This window comes from Sporolactobacillus vineae DSM 21990 = SL153, assembly GCF_000377985.1.
GTDB classification, from domain to species: domain Bacteria; phylum Bacillota; class Bacilli; order Bacillales; family Sporolactobacillaceae; genus Sporolactobacillus; species Sporolactobacillus vineae.
In genome coordinates this window covers 1-24,534 of sequence record NZ_KB899055.1, presented here as the reverse complement: position 1 = coordinate 24,534, position 24,534 = coordinate 1, and the positions used below count along the sequence as shown (strand labels likewise).

Below are 24,534 nucleotides of genomic sequence, written 5' to 3'. Positions count from 1 at the left end.
GCGTGTATCATTATGAGCTTCATCGCCCACAGGCGGAGTAGGGTGATCCAAAACCTTGAAAATCAAGGCTTGATCATACTACCCCCCTGAAGTTAGATTTTTTATTGTCCAACTTTAGGAGGTCAGTTCATTTTGTCGTACCTTTTTTATCAGAAATCTGAATAATGCTGCAATTCGGCAAATGTCTCATGAATGAATACCATTGAGAATCACATCGAACACTCGTTTCCACTTATAGTATAGAACAATCGTTCCTGCTTTGGAAAAACCAACAACCATTAACACAGCCAAAAAGAGAGCCTGTTGAGATCAGGGGGCATCTATCAACGTCCAGGTTAAAAGAGAATGATAGGTTCCCGTATAGGCGTCTCCCGGGGATACATGCAGCAGCGGCCCGCTGTCATTACTCCAGGTCATTGTTTTATGTCCATGATCGACCGGATGGGTCGTCCCGCTGGCGACTTTATGGCTTTCACCGTCCCCTAACTGAGCCGTCATTTGAGAGGAATCGCCGGCCCTCCCATAAACAGATAATGTCCCGGGCTTCAGGGATTTACCCGACGCATTTATGAGCGGGATGGCACTTACCCAAATGGACCACTGACCTTCCGACTCGCCGCGTAAATCTTCTATTTCGATGACCCAGTCGGACGGGGTTTCTCTTGCAATCCACTGCGGTTCTGATGAAATCACAGTCGTTGCGAAGGTAAGCTGAGAGGGGACGTTTACAAACGATAATCCTCCGGGAACGATGCGTACGGTAAAGGTTCGGGTGGCAGTGAGACCGTAGCTGTCCGTCGCCTGGCAGGTGACTAGGTAATCGCCGGCCAGCCACAAGTGATCGCCACTGTTCACCGTGTCTACCGTTACGGTCACCATTGCGTCCGGAACGACATCCCCGGTCTCTTCATCAATGACCCTGACCTGTCTTAAAGGCTCGAAGGGTTCCCCGTGGTTTCCGACCGGAAGAACCAGTACATTATTGGCATCTGCGGTCGAATCGATTAAATGGATCCCAATCTTGCGATACCATGTCGGCAGTGAGGCGGAGGAGGTCTGATCAAGGATCGTGCCTGTAAACATCAATTCTTTTGCCGGATTCGGAGGCAATTTTGTCACGCCCATTTGATCGAGATGAATGGTCAGTGAATGCGAAACATTCACTGTACCGATTAAGTTCAGCAGACTGACATGAGCATAGCTCACGGAAAAGGAAACATCTCCTGTACTTTCGTCGATCTGTATCTCATCGCTGTTTACCGTTTGCGTTCCGTAACCGGTTATGATTCCAAGCAGATTAATAAAGGGATAGCGATAGGACGCAGATAGATTATTCTTGAACCTGGCCGCATCTTTCATCAGGTAGCGTAATTCTTCAGGAATGGTGAAACGGACCGTATAACTTATATTGGATAAATCAAGGATGGCGGCCACGTTGGCTGTTCCATCCCAGCGCAGCACGACCGTCCCTCCCGTAAAGTCATTTGGCTGGTGCGTCAGGGAAAGGGGATTCATGGCCACAGGGGAGGCGGCTGCATCACTGCTGTGTATATTCAGCGTAAAAAAAGAGAACACGGTCAGCAGAAAAAGCAAAAGAAATTTCTTCATTTATTCGTCCGTCCTTTTTTCTCTGCTTCTACTCTTTCTTTCTCTGCCGCTTGCCAAGCAGGTAAAAAATGATTGCAATACATACGATAAAAACTGCGCCTCCTAGCCATTTATAGAAGGGTGCATCTGGTGACAGGCGATGCGTGGGCGCGGTTTCATCTCCTTTAATGACAAAAGTCCTGTCAGCTGTCCAACTTTTCCCGTTCGCTTCAGCGGAAAGGTGTACGACATATTTTCCGGGGTGGAGACTGGCGGGATTCCGGATGATCGGCAGATCGAAATTTGAGTTCGGCGCCATGCGCATATTCTTCCTGGTACTGGACTGCAAGATCTTTTCAGACCCTGCCTTCATGAGCTGAGTCTTCACAGACAGGTCATGAACGATGACAGGTCTGCTGTTTTGAATATTAATTGACATAATTTCCTGATTGTTCAGCATTTGCTTTTTGATCGACTTGAAATGAAGATCGGGCTGAACTGCCGTTCCTTCATTCAGTTTCAGACCAATGACATAAGCATATTGGTTTTGAACCAAAACGGTTGGGTGCTTTTGCGCCCTTACCGCCGAATGGTTTTTTTCAATGAAATGAATGCTTCCCAGTATCACGCCATTTTGCTTTTCTTTTGGCATAACTAACCGAAGATGAAGCAGTTTGGACTTGCGGCCGTTCAGAGTGACGGGATGCACCTGCTTCGCGATCAACGTCAGCGGGAATTTCATGCTTTCATCCATTTTTGCGTGCTTGTCCGTATAATTGATATCTCCGTAAAGCGTCGTTGTTGCATTGATGATCGATGGAATGACCGTCATTTTCTGGTCGGATGTATTGTCGATTCTCACCTGAATCGTCTGAGTCTGCTTCGGTACCATTCTTAAGTCAAAATAAGTTTGACGTTTATCTATTTGATTGTTCGGAATGATGGCGGTCACTGAAAAATGTGTAGAAGCCGCATGGGCCATATTTCCTGTACCCAGGCAGATGGCAAAACAGGCAAGAACCGACAGCCATTTAATCGTTTTCATCTGATGAACACCTCATTCTCGTTTACGAAAAAACATACCCCCGGTATTACTCAACCGGAGTATTGTTCAAAGTCCAGGTGATCGTCGTTGTATAGGGTTCCCCGCTGAACGCTTCACCAGGGTTGATTTTCAGATGAACCTGATTGTATTCCCAGTTGATCGCCCAGGTTCCCATTCCCTGATGCTGATCTGCCTGAGCGCCTGCAATAACGACAGGAACAGGATTGCCGCTCGTATCCGCGGTATCTACTGTAACAGACGGGGAAACTGTCGGCGGCTGCGATACGCTTCCATTCCCGTTGAGATTCTGCGACTGATCAATGACGATATTCCCCCCGTCCAATGTTTTTCCGGATGGAGTCTGCAATTTAGGTGCTTGCACAGTGACTTCCCAGCCGGCGCCCGTTCCCCGGTTATCCGTTACGGTTAAAGTCGGTTGGCTTTCCGTGTTTAGCTTATAATCCTGTGGCTGTGAGGAGAGGGTCTGTGTCCCGAAGTTAAAAATATCCGGCACCTTGTCCAGCCTTAACGCTCCGGTATTGACTCCCGAACCCCCGTTATCCTCCGGTTGGAAGGTGACTGTCGCCTGTGTGGCAGACGACTGCGGCTCCGCCGCGAAAGCCTGAGGACTGATCCCGACCCACAGGCCTGCCAATAGTAATCCTGTGAGTATCACTTTTATATAGCGCATCTTAAGTTCCTCCTTTTGAAATCCTTTGCTCCGCATGACTCCACGGAAAGAATACGCACTGGCCAAATTGTTGCGAAATGCGGATATTAGAGCGCTTTCATTTAATGGTTCACGCTTAGGAAAAGACCACACGTCTCATGAAAGGGACTGGTTATCTTTACCTAAGACTATTTTATCAATATGACAGCTGATAATTATACCTTTTTTACAAAAAGTTATGACGGTTTGTTTACGCGCCATGCGATGTGTTTCACTTACCGCAAGCAGCAGGCAGTTGCCCGGGCAGCACCCGAAGCCTGAAGTTCAATGAAACAGTCCTTTATATTCCCCGTATCCTGCCTCATCGAGACGTTCTTTCGGGATAAAGCGCAGCGCGGCAGAATTGATACAGTAGCGCTGGCCGCCAGGGGCCGGACCGTCATCAAAGACATGACCGAGATGGGAGTTGCCATACCGGCTCCGTACCTCTGTCCGTACCATCCCGTGACGCGTATCTGTTTCCGACGTCAGCCGGCTGTCACTGATTGGCCGGGTAAAACTCGGCCAGCCGCAGCCCGCATCATACTGATCGGTGCTGGAGAACAGGGGTTCCCCCGACACGATATCTACATAAATGCCTTGCCGTTTATTATTCCAGTACGCGTTTTGAAACGGCGGCTCCGTGCCTTTCTCCTGCGTCACGTGATATTGGATCTCATTCAGCTTTTCACGAAGTTTCTGTTCATCTTTCTTCAGGCTCCAGTGGCTCCGGATAAAATCCTCGCGTCCCGATCCCTGACGGTACAGCCGGTAATGAAAAGGGCTTTTCCGATAATAATCCTGATGTTTTTCCTCAGCCGGATAGAAGGGGCCGGCGGGCACGATTTCCGTGACAATCGGTTTGCTGAAACGTCCGCTCTCCGCAAGTTCTTTTTTTGAGCTTTCAGCTGCCTTCCGCTGTGCTTCAGAATGATAGAAAATGGCTGTTCGATAGGAGGAGCCGCGGTCGTGGAACTGTCCGCCCGGATCTGTCGGATCAATCTGCTGCCAGTAAAGTGCCAGAAGTTTCCGGTACGGATAAATATCGGAATCAAAAGTGATCTCAACTGCTTCCCGGTGTCCGGTTGTTCCTGAACAGACCTCTTCATAAGTTGGATTGACCGTTGATCCGCCTGTATAACCTGAAATGACTTTCAAGATCCCTGGTTCCTGATCAAACGGATGAACCATACACCAGAAACAGCCGCCTGCAAACGTCGCTTTTTCAATCATGTCCATCACCTCTGTATGCTTAATGTACACCTTCCCGTCCGGGTGTGCGAATGCTTCCCTCTGGAAAAGCCTGTCTTTAGCATACCCCCGGTCCCTCGCTTCCTATCAAATATTAACAGTTGACACTGATAACTGCTGTTATTCTGTTTATTGTTGCAATCTAGCTAAGCAATAATAAAGTTAAAATAGATATTTTTAATAAAGGTGGAGCAGTAAAATTCCAGCTCAAAAACAATCTTGTGTACGTTGATATCAGTAATACAATCCCGCCTAAGGACTATTCATTGTTCACTGGAAGACAGATATTGAGATATAAAAGATAGCTGAGGAATAACTTTTAAAAAGGAAATCTTATGATATGGACGACTTGAACAGCCCCCTAAAGTTTGACAAAGGTAAGTCAACTTTAGTGGGTCCGTTCATTTTGAACTCAGCAGCTTTTTTTTCGATGCGGTTTGATTTTTCGTGTAAGATTATCTTACATATGATGGAATTATAAAAAAGTTGATGATAAACTATTAATCAATAACTGGTCAGACCGGTATTGCCAGATTTACTTATGACCTTTTGGATCAGTTTCAAACTGGGTGAAGGGAAGCTGCAGCATGGCCAAGAGGCTGAATGATAAATGGAATACCTGCATGCTTCGCTTTTTAAGTAGACACAAATAAATATAATTAATGGAGGAATCAAAATGCTGGATCTGTTGTTTCATAATGCAAAGAGCCTTCACTTTCAAAATAATATCGACATTGGAGTCGAAGAGGGCATTATTCGGTACATACGGGATACTGGAAGTGAGATGCCTGCTGCAAAACGGATTATTGAAGCGAATGGGCGTGTTGTACTTCCGGGATTCAATGAGTCTCATATTCACCTGGAAAAAGCTTACCTTTTAAATAAGATGGAAAAAGATGCGCATTCTCTGCAGGAAGCGATCCAGATGACTGCGGCACTCAAAATGTCGTTCACCAAAGAGGATATGGCCAGACGTGCTTCAAAGGTGATTGAAAAGAGCATTCAAAGCGGTGTGACCACCATACGTGCTCACGTAGAGGTTGACGATATTCTCAATTTAAGGGCCATGGAAACCATTATGGCATTGAAAGAGAAATACAAAGACCAGATTACGCTGCAAATCGTAGTGTTCCCGCAGGAAGGCATCTTCATCCAAAAGCATGTTCAGGAACTTATGGAAGAATCATTGAAGATGGGTGCTGATGTGGTGGGCGGTATTCCTTATAATGACCGGGATCAGGATGAACATCTTGATTTTGTGTTCCGTCTGGCTGAAAAGTATGGAAAGCCGCTGGATCTGCACATTGATGATTCGGATAATCCTGAGGACCTTTCCATACTGGAGATCATCAAGCGGACTAAAGAGCATCACTTTGAAAACAAAATCACAGTAGCGCATATGACGTCACTAGGTTCAGTCGAACATAACATGGCTCGTGATATCGCTGAACAAATTGCCGATGCCCGTATCAATGTTGTGGCACTTCCTGCAACGGACCTTTACATTAACGGACGTCATGACAAAGAAAAAGTGAGAAGAGGGATAACGCCGGTAAACACTCTGCTGAGCCAGCGGGTGAATGTGATTTTCGCTACCAACAATATTCAGAATCCGTTTACACCATTCGGTACAGGAAACATTCTTGACGTGGCCTATTTGTTCGCTGAAGTGACACAGATGGGCACAGCGCAGGACGCTGAAACTATTCTGGATATGCTTACTTACCGATCCGCGAAAGCACTTGGACTAAATCAGTATGGCGTTAAGGAAGGATGTCATGCGGATCTGATTTTACTCGATACGAAAAGTTTGCGCAATGCACTGCTTGATCAGCCGAAGGTACTTACTTTGTATAAAAAGGGAAATAAAATCTACTAAGAAATGGAGCGATAACGATGAATCGTTTTGTTAATAAAAGTGTTCTTATTACGGGTGGAGGGTCCGGTATCGGACTTGCTACAGCAAAACTTTTTATTTCCGAAGGGGCTGCCGTATCTGTCCTGGATTATAAAGTGAGTGAGGCACTGAGACATCTTGACTGTGATACGTATCAGGCAGACATCCGGAAGGCGGATCAGGTCGAAGAAGCAGTCACAAAGGTTATTAAGAAAAAGAAACAGATTGATATTCTTGTAAATACCGCAGGAATTGAACTGGTCGCTTCGCTGGAACAGACAACGGAGGACGCGTGGGATCGTGTACTGGATACGAATTTAAAGGGTGTATTTCTTGTTACACGTGCAGTACTGCCTTTTCTGAAGGAGACCCACGGCGTCATTGTCAATACAGCCTCTCAGCTTGCCTATGTAGGCTCTGCCTTATTCACAGCTTACACCGCATCCAAAGCTGCAATACTGAATTTCACGCGCAGTCTGGCCATAGAGATGGCGAAAGATGGTATTCGTGTAAATTCAGTTTGTCCCGGTGCCGTTGATACACCATTGCTGAACAGACAATTTGAAAACGGCAAGACAGGGCCTCAGGGGACAATTGATGATTTGATCAGAATGCATCCGATTGGGCGTCTCGGAAAACCTGAGGAAATTGCCCGCCCCATTCTGTTCCTCTGCAGTGATGACGCTTCTTTCATGACTGGAAGTGCTCTGGTTGTTGATGGCGGCTATACGAGTCGGTGATTTTTAAAACGATATTGTGCCGTTCATCCGAACAGCAAAAAAAGGAGACTGAAGGATGGTAAACTTTGGCGATTACGGAGCTTTCATTGATCACAGTTTACATATTTCCTCTGGAAACAGTGGCCCTCTCGGGGGACTTCATTTCGCAGTGAAGGATGTATTTTCGGTAAAAGGATATAAAAATACGGCAGGAAATCCAACTTGGCTGGAGCATGCGAAAAGAGCTTCTGAGAATGCCGATGCTGTGGACCGATTACTTACCGAAGGCGCAGCACTTGTCGGTACGACGGTCACTGATGAGCTGATGTACAGTCTTAAAGGAGATAATAAGCACTTTCCCCCTACTATAAATCCGAAAGCGCAGAACTGCTATACCGGAGGCTCGTCCAGCGGTTCGGCGGTTGCCGTTGCTTCGCACCAGACTGATTTTGCAATGGGCACAGATACTGGAGGATCCGTTCGCGTTCCTTCATCCTATTGCGGCATTTTTGGTATGCGTCCGTCACATGGACGGATTTCTATGAAGGGAGTTATTCCGCTTGCACCCAGCTTTGATACTGTCAGCTGGATGTCAGGCAGCGCGGACACCTTGTCCAAAGTCGGGCTGAGTTTGCTCCCGAATCAGCCGGTCCACACCTACAGGCATCTTTTTATCTTTAATAAAGCCTTTGAATTGGTTCAGGATCCAGATGATTTTACTGACTTTACGCGATTATTAAGGTTAATTAAGGAAAGATATAAACTCCAGTCTGTTGACTTAATGCAAGACCATTCTTTTGAAGAGCTTACAGAATGTTTTCGAATCCTGCAGGGCAGGGAAGCGTGGCTGTCTCATGGAAAATGGATTCAGGCCTGTCATCCCGACTTTGGAAAAGATATAGCCGAACGATTCGAATCGGCTTCCAAAATTAAGGAAGATGAAGCTTATTCTCAGATGTTAAGTTTGAAAAGAGAATTTACCGCCGAAATGAGAAAGCTATTAGGCACAGATTCAATGGTACTCATCCCGACGACACCAGGAACGGCGCCGGAAAGAGGGGGTGACTTTGTGACAGCCGAACAGCTCAGATCAAAAACAATGAAACTTACCTGCCTTGCCGGACTGTCGGGTGTCCCTCAGATCACGGCCCCGTTCAGGCAGTCAAAAAAGCCGCTGGGACTTTCATTCATTTCAGGCTATAATACAGACAGACAGTTGCTCAGTTTCGTCACTGAAATTGGTGATCTGTTCAGTGATCATTAGAAGCACAATGCACAGGAAACGAGGTTAAATAGTTTAATGATTGTCAGTGAAACGGTACAGAAGTTTCTGCTGGACTACATAAGAACTCGTGTGAAAATAGGAGACAAGCTGCCTTCGGAGCGTGAAATTGCCAAAATGCTCCAGGTTGGCCGCTCCTCAGTACGTGAGGCCCTGCAGTCCATGTGCGATTCCGGAATCATCGAGAAACGGCCCGGCAAAGGAAATTATCTGAAACAAAAAATCGATGGGCGAATGACGACAGTCGTCCAGCGTCTTTTGCCGACATTTAATATCGAATCATCACTCGATTTTCTGGAATTCCGGAGAGGTATTGAGACTGAGAATGCCTATCTTGCAGCGCAGAGAATGACAAGCCCATCAATAGATATTTTAAAGAAATCGATTGTCGACCTTAAAGAATGTGTGAAAAAGGGTGAGTCGATAATTGTTCCGGATCTTACTTTTCATAATACGGTGGCTCATTCCACACAAAATAGGGTCATGATACAGGTCTACGATTCGCTTATTGAGTATTTCAAAAAGGTTCGGATTGAGATGGCGATCAATGATGACGTGGAGAATGCTGTTTACTTTCATACGGAAATACTAAAAGCCATAAAGGTCAGAGATGCGAGCAAGAGCAGCATGCTGATGCGCGATCATATAGAAGATGTGCGGCTGCATTATAAGAAAATGTTGTCTGAGATTAACCGGCAGATCGCAGTCGATCAGACCAATGAATTACGGCAGCGCAAATCATTATAAAACGGTCAATGGGCATTAAAAGGGACGTCTTATGAAATTATAAGGCGTCTCTTTTAATATACTCAAAAATTTTTTAGAAATACTTTTAGTCATCGATCTATGGCCTATAACTTTCCAGTTAATGTGATAAATAGTAAAAAACAATGTGAGATAATATAACAAATCATTAAAAAATAAATTTCATGATGATATAATAAATTCATGAACTGGTCATACCGGTGAGGCCAGATGGTGATATAAATATACGAGGAGGATTGAAGAAAAAATATATTTAATTTTTATAATATTCTATGTATGATGGCTCAAAATAAAAGGTTCGTTTCTTGGATGCAGCGTTTGCGGTAGATGATTGAATCTTAGATTCTGTGAATAAAAATTACTCAAGATCATTTCAGAGGTGATCCCAAGGTGGAAGCAAAATATGATTCAAGCCTGTATAATTACGATTTAGCACCGACGAATAAGAAACACAGAACATGGACTTGGCTTAATTTTACGACGATCTGGATGGGTATGATCCATAATATTGTCGCCTGGGAAACAGCCGGCAGTCTGATTATGATCGGAATGAGCGTCGGTCAGGCTATTTCAGCTGTAATCATTGCCAACTTGGTTCTGATTAGTGCGATGTGGCTGAACAGTGTTGTTGGTGGAAAGTATGGCATTCCTTTCCCGGTAATTATACGGGCGGCTTTTGGCCATAAGGCGGCGCATATTCCCGTCGTTCTCCGGGCGTTTGTTGCGATATTCTGGTTCGCAGTCCAGGCTTATGCCGGCAGTGCTGCAGTAAATGCGATCTTTGGAGCCCTGATCCCCGGATGGAACGTCCTTTCGAGAATTAATGTACTTGGCATGGGCTTGAATAGTGCCATTGCTGTTGTTCTCTTCTGGCTGTTGCATATGTGGATCGTCTCGAAAGGAATGCATCGAATTAAACTATTTGAACTTTGGGCAGGGCCTCTCGTCATTGTCCTGGGACTGGTTCTGGTAATCTGGTCGATTAGTGTGTCCCATGGACTGGGCCCACTGTTTGAACAGCCAAGCAAGCTGTCTCCAGCAGAATTCTGGACCGTATTCCCGGTATCTGTAACGGGCTTAGTGGGCGTCTGGGCCACACTTGTTCTGAATATTTCGGATTTCACTCGGTTCACACGCAGCCAGAAAGATCAAACAGTTGGCCAACTCATTGGACTTCCGGGGACAGCAATTGCTTTTGCACTAATGAGTATCATCACGACTTCCGGAACTGTTATTGCTTTTGGTCATGCAATTTGGAATCCTGTCACTTTACTGCAGAAGTTTGGAAATCCATTTCTCCTATTCTTTGGAGCGATTGCACTGATTATTATTACGCTGTCTGTAAATATTGCCGGAAATGTTGTATCTCCCGGTTATGATCTGGTCAATCTGTTTCCACGCAAACTGAATTTTGTCAAGGCGGGAAATATATCAATCGTTCTTTCCCTGTTCTTTGTTCCGTGGCTCTGGTTCAATAATGCAAGTGTCATTCTTGCTGTAATGGGTGCTGTCGGCGGTGCGCTCGGCCCTGTTGCCGGAATAATGTTTGCTGACTACTACGTGGTTCATCATCGTCATTATGATATTGACAGCTTCTATATGGCGAAAAGTAATTACACATATAACAATGGGTGGAATTACAGCGCCGTGATTGCTATGGCGGTTGGTACCCTTATCTCTCTTATTGGCTTGTTTGTGCCGATTCTCAAACCGCTGTATTCGTATTCCTGGTTCCTGGGCGTCGGATCGGGATTCTTAATCTATGCGATGCTTATGAGACGAACAACAACTAAGAATGCCAAACAGGAAGTGGCTGCCGTGCAATAACTTTGCCGATTCTTTATAAATTGAATCGCTCCTTTTACTACTAAAGATGGGCAGTACAAGAAGTGAAATTTTTCTGCAAAAAGCGAACGGTGCCGTTTACTAAGGAATTTAACTCGAATTGAGATGATTAGATTAACAATGGATTCAATCCTTCAATTACATCATGTCAGTGTTTCTGCCAAGGTTGGGAATGAAAAGTTTGAGGTGGTGAAAGATGTTTCCTTTCACGTTGGTAAAGGAGAGACTCTCGGAATAGTAGGGGAATCCGGATGCGGGAAATCAATAACGGCAAAGTCAATAATCGGATTGTTGCCTTCAAACGCCTGGCTTTCAGGCGGAGATATTATTCTGAATAATAGGGAAATAAGTTCTTTAAAGAAACGTGACATGCGCAAAATTCAGGGGAAAGAGATTGCTATGATTTTCCAGGAGCCAATGGCATCTTTGGATCCCGTATATACAATCAGTGAACAATTAGCTGAGATGATAAAAAACCATCTTAAGTTAACAAGGTCAGAGATAAAAAATTATTCCATAGATTTGCTTGAGAAAGTCGGAATACCAAGAGCCAAAGAGATTCTGAATGAGTTTCCTTTTCAGCTATCCGGTGGAATGAGTCAGAGAATCATGATCGCAATGGCCATGTCCTGTAAACCGGAGATATTAATTGCAGATGAACCGACAACGGCATTGGACGTTACAATACAGGCACAAATTATGGATTTGATGGGGGACCTGAAAAATGAGAACCAGACATCTGTAATACTAATTACACATGATATGGGGATTGTGGCAGAATTCTGTCAGCGTGTCATTGTGATGTATGCAGGTGAGATTGTAGAAGAAGCAACAGTAGAACAGATATTTAATGATCCAAAGCATCCCTATACACAGGCGTTACTCAAGTCAATTCCTCGTATTGATGAGAGACAAGAATCTTTGCCTTATATAGAGGGCAGTGTACCCAGCCCGCGTTCTATGCCCAAGGGCTGTAGATTTGCTGATCGCTGTCCTCTTGCATTTGATCAGTGTTTTGACCAAGAACCTGATTTAATCTCTATTAATAATCAATATAAAGTAAGATGTTGGCTTTATGAGAAAAGTAACAGAAAAGGATGATCTTATTTGAATGTTGATTCTGATCCGATATTGACTGTTCATCATCTGAAAAAATATTTCACAATAAAAACAGGACAAATTGGCAGAAGGGTTAGCACAAACATTCATTCTGTCGAAGATATTTCATTCAATATACATAGAGGCGAGACATTAGGAATAGTTGGTGAATCTGGATGTGGGAAGTCGACTACGGCCCGGATGATTATCAGACTATTGGAACCGACATCAGGTGAAATTAACTTTGAAGGGGAAAATTTGCTTGAGAAATCAAGACATGAGATGAGAAAAATCCGAAAAGACATACAAATGGTTTTTCAGGATCCCTTCGAATCACTTGATCCAAGGATGAAAATCAGCGCAATTCTGGAAGAACCGATGAAAAATTTCAATTTATACAACCGCAAGCAAAGAAAACAGAGAGTGGCAGATTTACTGAAAGAGGTAGGCCTGTCCTCCGCATATGCGGACCGATATCCCAATGAATTCAGCGGCGGGCAGAGGCAAAGAATTGGTATTGCCAGAGCTTTGGCGTCCCACCCGAAACTGCTCATTGCAGATGAACCGGTGTCCGCATTAGATGTTTCAGTTCAATCACAAGTTCTTAATTTGATGAAAGGGCTGCAAAAGAAATTAGATTTAACCTATTTATTTATCTCCCATGATCTTAGTGTTGTCAAACATTTTTGTGACCGTATTGCAGTTATGTATCTCGGGAGAATCGTTGAGTTGTCTGAGGCTGAACAATTGTTCAAACATCCGCGACATCCATATACTCAATCATTAATCTCGGCGATTCCAATTCCTAGACCAAATACAGATAAGAAAAGAATTATTTTACAAGGAGAGGTGCCAGACCCTTCAAATCCGCCGGAGGGCTGTCCGTTTCATACAAGATGTCCAGTTGCTATGGAAATATGCTCTAAGTCTCTGCCCGAGTTTATTAATAAGGGCAATGAGCATTTTGTTGCGTGCCACATAGCTACATAATTTCGGCTTTAATTATTTACAAATCATATTATTAAATAGTGAACGGAGGGTTATCTGATGAAAAAAAGATTTGCCATGCTGCTGATGGTCGCTTTATTGGTAGTCGTAACAGCTCTGTCCGGCTGCTCCAGCAGTAAAGGTTCGAGTTCTTCTTCCGGGGTTTCAAAAAACCCTGTTAGTGGGCGGAGTAATGAATTAGTGGTAGGTGTGGATGGAGATCCCCATAGTTGGGACCCGATTGCTACTTTTCTCCTTGCATGGAGCAATGTAGCCAATTCAGTCTTTGAAGGATTAGTTAACAGAGACAATAACTTGAAAATCCACCCTGCTCTTGCAACTTCTTGGAAATATATTAACAAAAACACGTTGCAATTCAAGTTGAGAAAAGGTGTCAAATTCCAAGACGGTGAGCCTTTCAATGCTGCTGCAGTCAAATTCACTTTTGATCGTTTACTTGGACCGGAAGGGAAAAAAGGACCACAGCAGGCAAATTATACTTCAATTGATCATGTCCAGATCATAGACAATAATACAGTTAACTTTATTCTGAAACAGCCTGATCCAGTATTGATTACGAAGCTTGCAGGATATGGTGCAGTGATCGTTCCACCTAAATATATAAAACAACATGGTGCTCAATATTTTGCGAATCATCCGATTGGCACAGGACCTTACAAAATGACTTCTTATAAGAAGGATAACCAGGTAGTTCTGGAAAAGAATAAATATTATTGGAAGTCAGGAGAACCAAAAATCGGAAAGGTCGTTTTCCGAATTATTCCGGATCCAAGTACACGATTGGCTGATTTTCAAACGGGCGCTATTGATATTATGAAGACCGTCCAAGTGAGTCAGGCAGCAACCGTCAAAAAATTGAAATATGCGACGCTGATGCAAGCCTCAACGCCTACGGTTTATTCGCTTCGGTTCAATGTAAAAAAGAGTCCGGTTAATCATGTGAAAGTACGTCAAGCAATTAATTATGCCATTGATAAGAAAGCAATTATTGACAAGGTTCTAAACGGTTACGGTAAAGAAATCAGCACATACCAAAGTACACTTTCTTTTGGGAACAATCCTAATTTGAAACCGTACCCTTATGATCCTGCCAAAGCGAAGAAATTACTTGCCTCAGCAGGTGTTAAAAACGGCACTTCTCTTGATATGTTTATTTCAGGAAGCGATGCTACTTTTAAGGAAGTAGCCCAAACTGTTTCGGCGTATCTCCAGCAAGTAGGCTTGAAGGTTAACATTCATACAGTGGATGGATCTACACTCACATCAAAGCTGACACCAACAGGTAAGGCAGGACAATTTTATCAAATGGGTTGGGGAGGCTGGACACTTGACTTTGATAACACAGCCTATCTCCTCTACAGTAAAGGTCAATTCTGGAATCCAGATTTCTATGATCCGCAAGTCGAAAAATTATTGGCTGCTGAGCGGTCCACTGTTGATCAGACTAAGCGACAGAAAATTTTTATGCAATTGACACAAAAACTGTATAATGATGTTCCTGAAGTCAATCTATTTCAGACAGTCGCTCTTTATGCTGTCAATAATAGAGTCGTTGGTTTTGCACCACCTCATGATGATCGTATCAATTTAGCACAGTCTTCATTGAAAAAGTAACATTCCTAATAGGGGATAGTATATATTGAGGTACACATAAACAGTGGCACTTCTATATACTATCTCTTTCATTTACTTGCCCAGGAAGGGAGAAAATAATGCTACTTTATGTTCTCAAAAGATTACTTCATAGTATCTATGTCATCCTTGCGATTTCTCTGATCGTATTCATCGCACTGCGACTGACTGGTGATCCTGTAGCAGTAATGTTTGGTGCGGGTGAACCAACCAAGTCCGCGATCGAGCATCTGAGGGCTTCTCTTGGACTCGATAAACCACTTATTATGCAATATTTAATTTTTTTAAAGGGCATTTTTACATTGAATCTTGGTACATCGTTCCGAACAGGACAACCCGTCTCAGGTATGATTTTCAGTAGAATGGGGGCAACTGTTGTACTTGCCTTCGCAGGTGTCATTGTCGCCTTAATCATTGCCATACCTGTCGGAATCATTTCTGCAGTAAAACGGGGTACAGCATGGGATTTTTTGGGTAGAATTTTTTCTTTGCTTGGATTATCATTCCCGAATTTCTGGCTTGGCATTATGCTCATCATGTTCTTTGCTGTTTATCTCGACTGGCTTCCAGCATCTGGATACGACGGACCAGTTTCAATTATTCTTCCGTCTCTTACTCTGGGATTAATCCTTGCTGGTGTACTCGCAAGATTAGTGCGATCTTCAATGCTCGAAGTTTTGAATAAACAATATATTACGGTTGCAAAATCAAAAGGTACTTCTGAATGGCTTGTTGTACTGCGCCATGGGTTTCGAAATGCGTTAATTCCCGTAGTTACTTTCTTAGGTATTCAGTTTGGTTCACTGCTGGGCGGTACCGTTATTATAGAACAGGTCTTCGCATGGCCGGGAGTGGGTCAATTAATTATCAATGCGATCTCTGAACGGGATTACCCAGTAGTACAGGGCGGCGTTATTATTCTGGCCCTTCTGATGGTATTCGTGAATTTACTGGTAGACCTAAGCTACCAATTTATCGATCCTAGAATTAAGGTGGAGGGAAGAAAAGCATGAGTGAGGCTGCAATTCAAAAAAATGATCGGCCGGCTAAGATAAAAAGCAAGAAAAATAAAGTGCTGATCTTTTTTATAAAATTAATTAGAAATCCAAGCGCATTAATTGGTTCTCTTCTTGTTCTGACCGCTATAGGATGTGCATTGTTTGCCCCATTTATAGCGCCATATAACCCTGAGAAAATAAATCTGATCGAAAGACTTGCTCCGCCTTCCTGGGTTGATCCGAATTCGCCCTATTTGTTAGGCGGGGATCCAATCGGAAGGGATCTTCTCAGCCGAATCATCTATGGGGCACGAGTATCCTTACTGGTTGGCATATCAGGGGTTGTCTTGTCTTCGATTTTCGGCGTGATTCTTGGATTGATCGCAGGGTTCTTCAGAGGCTGGCTTGATGAATTGATCATGCGGATCGCTGATATTCAGCTTGCCTTCCCCTTTATACTATTTGCCATCGTTGTGATGTCTATCCTCGGCAGCGGGATATGGAAAATTATTATCATTTTAGGATTAACCTACTGGGTTGGCTTCGCAAGAATTGTCAGAGGACAGACGATGTCACTCAAAGAGACCGAGTATATACAAGCTGCCTATGTCGTTGGAAGCAATAATTTTAAAATTATTATGAAGCACGTGTTACCCAATGTTTTCTCATCCATATTGGTACTGTCGACTTTGTATATTGCAGAATTTATTCTGCTTGAAGCAGCCCTAACATTCCTTGGACTCGGATCGGATCCAACGATACCGAGTTGGGGCGGAATGTTGGCTGACAGTAGAAATTATCTCTCTACGGCCTGGTGGACCGCAACCTTTCCCGGTATTGCGATTATGTTGACAGTCATGGGATTTAACTTATTAGGAGACTGGCTTCGGGATGAGCTTGATCCTAATATTCAGATTTAACCACATACGAAGAGGCGGTTTCTTTGAATGATTTAAGAGATATATGGTCAACTAGTGGACTTCTTATAGATACAAATGATGATGCGGTTCCAGATGAAACATCACTTTTCATTAAGGGTCTGACCGAAGATTTTCTTCCGATCGGTTTGATCGACTTTATTGCTCGAGTTGGACTGGAAACCACGGGAACCAGTCTAGACTTTTTTGAGGATCTATCAGGAATTAGAGAGAGATGGGTAATGAGTCTGGAAAAGGGAACGGACCACTTTTCACGTTGCCGGTTATTCCCTGAAAATAAAGTGATCAGAATAAGTGCATCAACTGAAGAAAAAGTAAGTGAATTTCTCCGCTGGTTTTCTAATTCCTGGCCAATGTGCAATCCAGCAAAGTACCTCAAATCAGCAGATGAAAATATTCAGATTGTAGATTTTGATGGATCACGTGTCAGAGTGGGTTCCTGTTCCGAAAATTTAAGCCAATGGTTTCCAATTGAACCCAAAGAACAAACTCAATGTAGTATGTTTCATCCTTCATTTGAAAGCTTGACTGATTTATGGACGACAAGCGGTTTCTATCAGAGTGACAGGGTGGGTTTAAATGAACAGACTGATGTCACCTTTAGTTTCAGAAGCCGTCCTGTAATTAGGCTATTCCAACAGACATGTTTGCTTGCTGCGAAAATCGGCCTTTATTCAACAGGAATTAAATACCCTTTGACTGGAAGAAATCAGTATTCTGAGATCGATTTTATTATTGATGGCAAGAAATCAAAGAAGTCGACTGTGTCATGGGGCATCAAAGAAAAGGGCGCCATAGTGATTAAAATCGAGGGGAACGATATTGCTTCCGCGAATGCCTTGGGTTATCTGGCACGGGCTCAGCCCTTTGAAGAAGGGGGGAGTTTTGGCAGTTGGGAAGGGAAATCGGCAAAGCTTAATAAAGATAATTTGCCGGTTCTGATGGAGAAAAAATGGACTGCACAAAGTGAAAAGGATGATCTCCTGCATAGAATTGATAAATTTTCCGGCTCATTTACTAAAGAACACACGCTCGACATCAAAGCCTTTATCTCCGAACCACTCAGCATCAGATCTCATTTAAAGGAAATCATAGAAGAGAGATTTAGTTATGTTCATGATCTTTCAGTACACGTTTTTTCTTCCTATAAGCCGGCGTATCATTGGATCGAAGAGATCATTCTGCCAGAGATCGCTAATTTCGGCAAAAGTATTGAAAAGATTGTCATCAAGTGCAAGAAGGAGAATCATGCAGAGGGTATTGAATTACCGATTCGCTGGATTCAGGAAATCTATCCGATTGATCGCTATTTAAATGATAAAATGCATACTCCGTTGAAAAATATTCACTTTGAACTTGAAGACAAGCAGGATGAAACGTACAAGTTTTTGGCATTATCTAAAAATGGAAGGGTTATTTTCAAGGATACGTTGACTGTTCCGGTAACAGAAATGAACTACATAAACAGTGAGAAGAAAGTATATCCAACGACAGGGCAGCTGCTCATTAGTTCAAATGGCAAGATCCTTGAATCAGAACATATAGCAACAGACCGAGAAAAATTCTGGAACTTTTTCATGAAAGAAATACTGAATAAACTACCGCCGCTGTTACCCGTCGATGATCACAATCGTGGACGTGAGATCCCCTTGTTCAGCTATTTGACAGTTGATGTAACGATGAGTGAGGAAGAGCGTAAACTGGGAATTGGCGAGGAACGGATTTCGCCACTGGAATCCTTACATGAAGATATTTATTTTGATACATTAAACTTCTTTTCAAACGTCGGTAAACAAATTTCTGACACACCTATTACATGTCCTGGGGGTGTAAGACCCTTTGTTCATGTTGAGACCGGAGCTGATCCAAGAGCTGAAATAAAGGTTTTAGGGTGGAATTCTGCGAATAACGAAAAATATATTACTCGTTCTTTGTCGTTTGATACCAGTCATTTTATCCCAGTTAGGGCCTCAATTGTTCATGGTCAGGAAATGGACTGTGTAGAAATCTGTGAAGGTAACCGTGTGGCAAGGGAGATACCAGGGTTGTCAGGCAAATTTGCTAAGGTGTGGAAGGCTGGAGAATCATTTGAAGGAAGAGATATTCTTGCTATTGACGTATTCTTACCTGGACAAGCAAAGTATACTTCAACGCATAAATTATCACTTTATAAACCAACCATTATGATCGAGACCGGACATCATCCAAACGAAGTTTCAAGCATGCCTGCGGTTATCGAACTGATCAACGGAATGGATCGGTCATTTTTAAAAAAGGTAAATCTTTCTGTTATTTATTGTGCCAATCCTGATGGAAGAGCACTTCATCGCAGAATGTCTTCTGAGAATAAGAACTGGAAATTACATGCCGCGAGATTTAACGCTGTTGGCCTGGAATACTATTATCAACGGTTTAAGGAAACCTTTTTCGATGAAGCAAATGTTGTCCCCCGGGTTTTTAAAAGATGGCTTCCGGATGTTAGCGTTGACGACCATGGTATTCCGTCACACGAATGGGTACAACCCTTTGCGGGATATAATAGCCCTCCTAGTTTTCCTGTTTCTTACTGGATCCCTATTTCTTTAATCTATGGAATCACCAAAGATCCAGCAGGAAAAGAATACGTACTGCATCACCAATTTGAACGAGCTGTAGTCAATCAAATTGCGAAGAAAATGAAACTTGATCATGAAATTGATCGCCTTAATTCTTCAATTAAGGAGACTTACAAAAGGTATGGATCTAATTGGTTATCTGAAGTTTTTCCATTACAGGAAACGGAGGATATGATCTTTTATCATTGGAATACCGATGTAAGTGATCATTCGCATCAGGTAATTGCCCGATTTCCGAAGTGGTGCAGTGCTGAACTGATTTCAGAAACTGCAGATGAAACGGTAGATTCTGAAGCACTTGAACTATGTAAAAGGGCGCATCGGCTTTTCGACATGGGAGTCATAGAGACTGTATGTAATACTCACACAAGCAGGAAATTTAAAAATAATGATGGTTATATTTCGTATTATCGGGATCGACCCTTAAAACTGTGAAAAACGAAACAGACCATGGTTACAAAAAGGAAAGGTGAACTTCTATGAAGCATCTATTATTGACCGGCTTTGAGCCGTTTTTAAATAACCCGATTAATCCGACACAAACGATTGCTCAAAAGTTGAATTCAGAAACAATCGGAAATTATCGAGTCTATAGTCATGTTTTACCGGTAGACTACAGTAGAAGTTCGAAGGTTCTTATCTCTAAATTTGAGGAACTTAATCCTGATGCGGTGCTGATGCTTGGACTGGCAAAAGGGAGATCATATATCACTCCCGAACGCATTGCCATCAACTGCAACGGAGGGCCAAAAGATAATACAGGTATGGTGACGGGGGATCAGAAAATTGATCCATCCGGATTAGATGGCTATTTTTCTAAACTGCCGATACATCATTTTGTTGAGGCACTTCATGAAGAAAATCTGCCTTCATCAATATCAAATACGGCGGGAACCTATCTCTGTAATAACGTTATGTACAGTATGCTTAATTATCTCTATAAAACAAAGCAGGGTATTCCGGCGGGATTTGTACATGTGCCGGCATCACATGAACTTTCTGTACTTCTTGATGAGAACGTTCCGAGCTGGTCGACTGAAGATCTGGTTCGCGGAATCAGAAAATTAATCAGCGTGTTGTGATGATAAGAATAGAAGAAATGAGGCCCAATATGGACCTCAAAGTGGAACAAATTGCCGGGATGATCGATTCGATAATACGGGGGATGGTTTATTCGAATTTACCATCGGGCTGGACAGCAGGATCTGCCTATTCGATTTGAAAGATATTTATTTTTTCACTAATGTCTTGCTTTTCATATCTTCAAGGGCATCCTCGTACATCTTAATATATTTGTCCGGTCTCCAGTCAGTGCCTTCAACGGATTTGTTATATTTAAACAGGAACCGTGAGGCGAGCGACAGGTCAATGGTTGCTGAGAACATTTCCGATTCGCCGGCAACGTCATCAGTAAATTTGTGTCCGGCAAAGTAATAGGGCTCCCACGTCTTTCTGCTCGGGCCGATAATGCTGCTGCCGCCCCAGAAATCATTATACAGATCCACACCGCCAAGGTTGGCTGAAGCAATATAAATACCTTCCCGAATAACACCGGCTTCCAGTGTCGTTGTGCCAAGCCCTTTCCCATGGCATTTTGCAAGTGCAGTGCTGTTAATATATAGCCGGCATCCCTTGGCTGCATAGTAGCGCATCAACTCTGGGAAACAATAGGTGTCATAACAGATGGCACATCCAACAGGACCCCATGGAGTGTCTAGAATAAAAGGTTTGTCGCCGCGGACGGCCCAGTTTGGTTCCGGTGCAGGCAGATGCATTTTCCGATAGGAACCAACAAGACCTTCTGGAGAAAAGACGGCCAATGAATTATATAATTTGGAGGCATCATCCGGATCTTTTTCGGGCATGCCGAACACGGCATACATGCCGAATTTTTTGGTAAGCTCAGCGACTTCGTCAGTTGCTTCACCTGGTATCGTTTCAGAAAGCTTAAACTGCATTTTTTCTTCAAGAGGTTTTTCAGCTTCGTCATCGTACCCGGTAAGCGACATCTCAGGAAATACAATAAAGTCACTGCCCTTTTTGGCTGCACTTTCAATGTACCCTTTAATACGATTCAGATTCTTTTCTTTGTCACCCCAGACCGCATTAAACGTGACGACGGACAAGTTCATGACATCTTTGAACATTTGACCTCTTCTTTCTGTATGGATTTTCGATATAAGTTCAAAATATCACTAAATTCAGAAATGTCAAATCATGTGTTATATAATCTGACATATGTAAGTACCTTCTTTATCGCTAGAGACTGCCGAGTCTTCCCTTCTCTGGCTTCTGGTGCCGATGATTAGATTTCGAAAAGATGAAAGGAAATAGTGTCAAAAATATCAATGGTTTTGACAGTAAGAAAAGGCTGCCCGCTAGTTTCTGCTGGAAGTCTCATTATTTTTAGTGTCAAAATAATTGGCATGGGAATTGCTTGATTAATTGTGTCAGGATAAAAAGAGAAGATACTGACGAGATCATCAACATGATCATTACATCATGAAGGAGGATTGATTCTATTGATTGCTATTTTACTAGTGACTCACGGTCATTTTGGCGCTGAATTATTAAAGAGTGCTGAACTCATTGCTGGCCAGCAGGAGGATGTTGAGACCATTTCACTTAACAAGGAAGACAGTATCCAAGAGTTTGGTGATGTGGTTCGTCAAAAAATAGCATCGCTTCTCTCACATCGTAACAAGCTGCTCGTATTAACCGATTTATTTGGGGGCAGTCCGTCAAATGTTACTGCGGCTAACTTGAAAAGTATGGGTTTTAAATGTCTGTCCGGAGTGAACTTGCCGATGCTCCTGGAAGCATTAATTCTTAGAAATGGGACAGACGATCTGGATCAACTCTCGAGTAAGGTGATGAAATCAGGTGTTGACGGGATTAAAGATATTAATCAGATTTTATTGAAAAGCAAATAGTAAGGGGGGATTATTATGGCTTCAATTGGATTGGTAAGAATTGATGGAAGACTATTACACGGACAGGTTGTTACAAAATGGATCCAGGAGTCCGACAGCAGCCGCGTGATTATTATTGACAATAAATTAGTAAGTGATGACTTTTTAAGAGACGTATTTCTGATGGCTGCCCCTCCAGGCATTAACGTGCAGATAAAATCTACGGAACAGGCAGGCAGTGAATGGAAAAAAGATCAATTTGGCGAGGGAAATGTTTTAGTTTTGTTTAAGGATCCGGAAAATGTAAGCGATGCCATAAAAGCCGGATTTAAAATGGATGAGCTTCAAGTCGGGAATATGGGCTCATCTCCCGGGAAAAAATTAGTCTATAAAACTGTCAGTCTGTCAAAAAATGACGCTGACTTATTGATATCGATAGGCAATCAGGGAGTTAAAGTGTATTTTCAATCACTCCCGGAGGATAGAAAACTTGAACTTCAATCAGTGATGAACAAGCATTACAAAAAGCTATCTTAATCCATGTGAATTTGTTATCTTTCAAATATTTTAGTTGAAGCCCTATTAGATAAAGGATGGTGATTATCTTGGCAAGCCAAGTAGCTCAAATTACACTGATACAAGCGATTTTAATTGGCGCCTATTATTGGTTCAAAGGATGCCGTGTTGGCTACACGGTAGGGGTAACGACAATTTTTACGCCACTCCCTGCTGCCTTATGGGTAGGCATTGTTCTGGGGAATATTCCAGTAGCGATGTCAGTTGGCGCAGCCTTGCAATTAATGTATTTAGGAATTATTGCTCCTGGCGGAAATCTGCCGCAGGATTCTGGCCTTGCTGCTCTGATTTCGTGTACCGCGGCGGTAGTCCTGCATATACCGTCAGGTGCTGCGATTGCACTGGCCGTACCTGTGGGATTACTAGGTGCCCAATTGTTGAATCTGGAACGAATTATCAATTCACTGTGGGTTCATATGGCAGATAAATATGCAGAAAAGGGAAATACAGGAGGAATTTATCGAGCAGGCATCCTTTATCCAATATTGTTTAAAATACCTTTCTATATTATTCCTGTAGCAACCGCCCTGTACTTCGGAACTGGATATCTTGCAGGAATTGTTAAAGCTATTCCAGCACCATTAATGAATGGACTTACCGTTGTCGGACAGATGCTTCCTGCACTGGGCTTTGCGATTGTTGTTTCTGTAATTGGCCGGAAATATCTGCTGCCGTACTTTGCGCTGGGCTTTTTCCTTGTCGCGTATAGCAACATTGCTATTCTTCCATTAGCCATATTCGGGGCGATAATTGCTTACCTGCATGTTCTGTTTACGAAGAATAAGAACGGGGAAGGGGGATCCTCAAATGTCAGCACCAACAGTTAAGCATACTGAAGAAAATGAAAGCTTGCTCACTAAAAAAGACTTGCGGAAATCCTGGTGGCTGTGGTGGCTCTTTGCAGAAGTAAATGATTCTTTTGAACGATTGATGGGTCTGTCCTTCTGTATTTCGATGATTCCAATTCTCAAAAAATTGTATAAGAAAAAAGAGGACTTTCAGGAAGCATTAAAAAGACACTTACAGTTTTACAATACAAATGCCATTTGGGGAAGTATCGTTCACGGAATTACGATTGCCCTTGAGGAACAAAAAGCTAAGGGCGCAAAGCTTCCTGGAGAGACAGTAACAAGTATTAAGACCGGATTGATGGGACCCTTCGCAGGTATTGGCGATACGATTGACTGGGCAACATGGTTGCCTATTATGATCGGGCTGTTCATTCCTCTGGCCAAAAGCGGGAGCTGGATTGCCGGTGTAGCTCCATTCCTGATCTTCGCGCTGATTACGATTTTCGAAGGACTTTCGCTGGATCGGCTGGGCTATAAGACTGGTGCAAGTTCTGCAACCCAGATTTTGAAATCAGGGATGATCAAACAATTAACCTGAATTATTCATAGCACTAAACCTTAGAGGTGATAAACGTTGAGAAAACAAGATTAACCTGGATTTCTTATTTTCACCCATTAAGTGAAAAAAGTGAATGAAAAAGGAGCCCCTCCTTGGTATGATTAATTTGTGAGAACCAAACATACAAGGTAAGGGGACTCCTCATATGATCAGTGTAAAAGAAACGTCGCTTCAGTTCAATAAAAAAATCAAGATCGATTTTTCAGGTGGGGCTCTTTCCTCCGACTCAGGACTGCTGCTCTATCGG

At 43.0% G+C, this 24,534-nt stretch carries 21 protein-coding genes; 16 read left to right on the top strand and 5 right to left on the bottom strand.

What is annotated here, in order from left to right; translation table 11 throughout:
• Window positions 1–309: 309 nt before the first annotated feature.
• The 4 genes from D889_RS0112320 to msrA all read right to left on the bottom strand — a co-directional run bounded on the left by D889_RS0112320 (window position 310) and on the right by msrA (window position 4,574).
• Window positions 310–1,608 carry a WxL domain-containing protein gene (locus tag D889_RS0112320; RefSeq protein WP_010632456.1) on the bottom strand — a complete coding sequence of 433 codons (1,299 nt, stop codon included), beginning with the start codon at window positions 1,606–1,608 and terminating at the stop codon, window positions 310–312.
• A gap of 28 nt (window positions 1,609–1,636) precedes the next feature.
• Entirely contained in the window at window positions 1,637–2,632 is a 996-nt protein-coding gene (locus D889_RS0112315; RefSeq protein WP_010632455.1) for a WxLIP family cell surface protein, read from the bottom strand.
• Window positions 2,633–2,678: 46 nt separating this feature from the next.
• Window positions 2,679–3,323, bottom strand: coding sequence for a WxL domain-containing protein (locus tag D889_RS0112310; protein ID WP_010632454.1), 645 nt, complete (start codon window positions 3,321–3,323; stop codon window positions 2,679–2,681).
• A 303-nt stretch (window positions 3,324–3,626) separates the two neighbouring features.
• Window positions 3,627–4,574, bottom strand: coding sequence for a peptide-methionine (S)-S-oxide reductase MsrA (msrA, locus tag D889_RS0112305; protein ID WP_010632453.1), 948 nt, complete (start codon window positions 4,572–4,574; stop codon window positions 3,627–3,629).
• Between the two features lie 694 nt (window positions 4,575–5,268).
• Here msrA and D889_RS0112290 point away from each other — a divergent pair.
• From D889_RS0112290 to D889_RS0112235, 12 genes are all read left to right on the top strand, one after another.
• Window positions 5,269–6,471, top strand: coding sequence for an amidohydrolase family protein (locus D889_RS0112290; RefSeq protein WP_010632452.1), 1,203 nt, complete (start codon window positions 5,269–5,271; stop codon window positions 6,469–6,471).
• Between the two features lie 17 nt (window positions 6,472–6,488).
• Window positions 6,489–7,229, top strand: a complete 741-nt coding sequence (locus D889_RS0112285; RefSeq protein ID WP_010632451.1) for an SDR family NAD(P)-dependent oxidoreductase — start codon at window positions 6,489–6,491, stop codon at window positions 7,227–7,229.
• 55 nt (window positions 7,230–7,284) lie between these two features.
• Window positions 7,285–8,472, top strand: coding sequence for an amidase (locus tag D889_RS0112280; RefSeq protein WP_010632450.1), 1,188 nt, complete (start codon window positions 7,285–7,287; stop codon window positions 8,470–8,472).
• A gap of 36 nt (window positions 8,473–8,508) precedes the next feature.
• Entirely contained in the window at window positions 8,509–9,237 is a 729-nt protein-coding gene (locus D889_RS0112275; RefSeq protein WP_010632449.1) for a FadR/GntR family transcriptional regulator, read from the top strand.
• A gap of 408 nt (window positions 9,238–9,645) precedes the next feature.
• Window positions 9,646–11,082 (top strand): NCS1 family nucleobase:cation symporter-1, encoded by a 1,437-nt coding sequence (locus D889_RS0112270; protein WP_010632448.1) that lies wholly within the window; start codon window positions 9,646–9,648, stop codon window positions 11,080–11,082.
• A 138-nt stretch (window positions 11,083–11,220) separates the two neighbouring features.
• On the top strand, window positions 11,221–12,201 hold the full coding sequence (locus D889_RS0112265; protein WP_010632447.1) for an ABC transporter ATP-binding protein: 981 nt from the start codon (window positions 11,221–11,223) through the stop codon (window positions 12,199–12,201).
• Window positions 12,202–12,207: 6 nt separating this feature from the next.
• Entirely contained in the window at window positions 12,208–13,188 is a 981-nt protein-coding gene (locus D889_RS0112260; RefSeq protein WP_010632446.1) for an ABC transporter ATP-binding protein, read from the top strand.
• A 57-nt stretch (window positions 13,189–13,245) separates the two neighbouring features.
• Window positions 13,246–14,820: an ABC transporter substrate-binding protein gene (locus tag D889_RS0112255; protein ID WP_010632445.1), complete on the top strand. Its 1,575-nt coding sequence runs from the start codon at window positions 13,246–13,248 to the stop codon at window positions 14,818–14,820.
• Window positions 14,821–14,918: 98 nt separating this feature from the next.
• Window positions 14,919–15,851, top strand: a complete 933-nt coding sequence (gene nikB / locus D889_RS0112250; protein ID WP_010632444.1) for a nickel ABC transporter permease — start codon at window positions 14,919–14,921, stop codon at window positions 15,849–15,851.
• Window positions 15,848–16,756, top strand: coding sequence for an ABC transporter permease (locus D889_RS0112245; RefSeq protein ID WP_010632443.1), 909 nt, complete (start codon window positions 15,848–15,850; stop codon window positions 16,754–16,756). Before nikB ends, D889_RS0112245 begins: the two co-directional genes overlap by 4 nt.
• A 23-nt stretch (window positions 16,757–16,779) precedes the next feature.
• Window positions 16,780–19,824 carry a M14 family metallopeptidase gene (locus tag D889_RS0112240; protein WP_010632442.1) on the top strand — a complete coding sequence of 1,015 codons (3,045 nt, stop codon included), beginning with the start codon at window positions 16,780–16,782 and terminating at the stop codon, window positions 19,822–19,824.
• 44 nt (window positions 19,825–19,868) lie between these two features.
• Window positions 19,869–20,471 (top strand): pyroglutamyl-peptidase I, encoded by a 603-nt coding sequence (locus tag D889_RS0112235; RefSeq protein ID WP_010632441.1) that lies wholly within the window; start codon window positions 19,869–19,871, stop codon window positions 20,469–20,471.
• A gap of 147 nt (window positions 20,472–20,618) precedes the next feature.
• On the opposite strand, the gene D889_RS0112230 is transcribed toward D889_RS0112235, so the two are convergent.
• Window positions 20,619–21,536, bottom strand: coding sequence for a carbon-nitrogen hydrolase family protein (locus D889_RS0112230; RefSeq protein ID WP_010632440.1), 918 nt, complete (start codon window positions 21,534–21,536; stop codon window positions 20,619–20,621).
• A gap of 375 nt (window positions 21,537–21,911) precedes the next feature.
• Here D889_RS0112230 and D889_RS0112225 point away from each other — a divergent pair, with 375 nt between their 5' ends.
• The 4 genes from D889_RS0112225 to D889_RS0112210 all read left to right on the top strand — a co-directional run bounded on the left by D889_RS0112225 (window position 21,912) and on the right by D889_RS0112210 (window position 24,266).
• A complete protein-coding gene (locus D889_RS0112225) occupies window positions 21,912–22,322 on the top strand; it encodes a PTS sugar transporter subunit IIA (protein WP_010632439.1) in 411 nt (136 codons plus the stop codon).
• A gap of 15 nt (window positions 22,323–22,337) precedes the next feature.
• A complete protein-coding gene (locus tag D889_RS0112220; protein WP_010632438.1) occupies window positions 22,338–22,838 on the top strand; it encodes a PTS sugar transporter subunit IIB in 501 nt (166 codons plus the stop codon).
• Between the two features lie 68 nt (window positions 22,839–22,906).
• Window positions 22,907–23,704: a PTS mannose/fructose/sorbose/N-acetylgalactosamine transporter subunit IIC gene (locus D889_RS0112215; RefSeq protein ID WP_010632437.1), complete on the top strand. Its 798-nt coding sequence runs from the start codon at window positions 22,907–22,909 to the stop codon at window positions 23,702–23,704.
• Window positions 23,685–24,266, top strand: coding sequence for a PTS system mannose/fructose/sorbose family transporter subunit IID (locus D889_RS0112210; RefSeq protein WP_010632436.1), 582 nt, complete (start codon window positions 23,685–23,687; stop codon window positions 24,264–24,266). Before D889_RS0112215 ends, D889_RS0112210 begins: the two co-directional genes overlap by 20 nt.
• Window positions 24,267–24,534 lie beyond the last annotated feature (268 nt).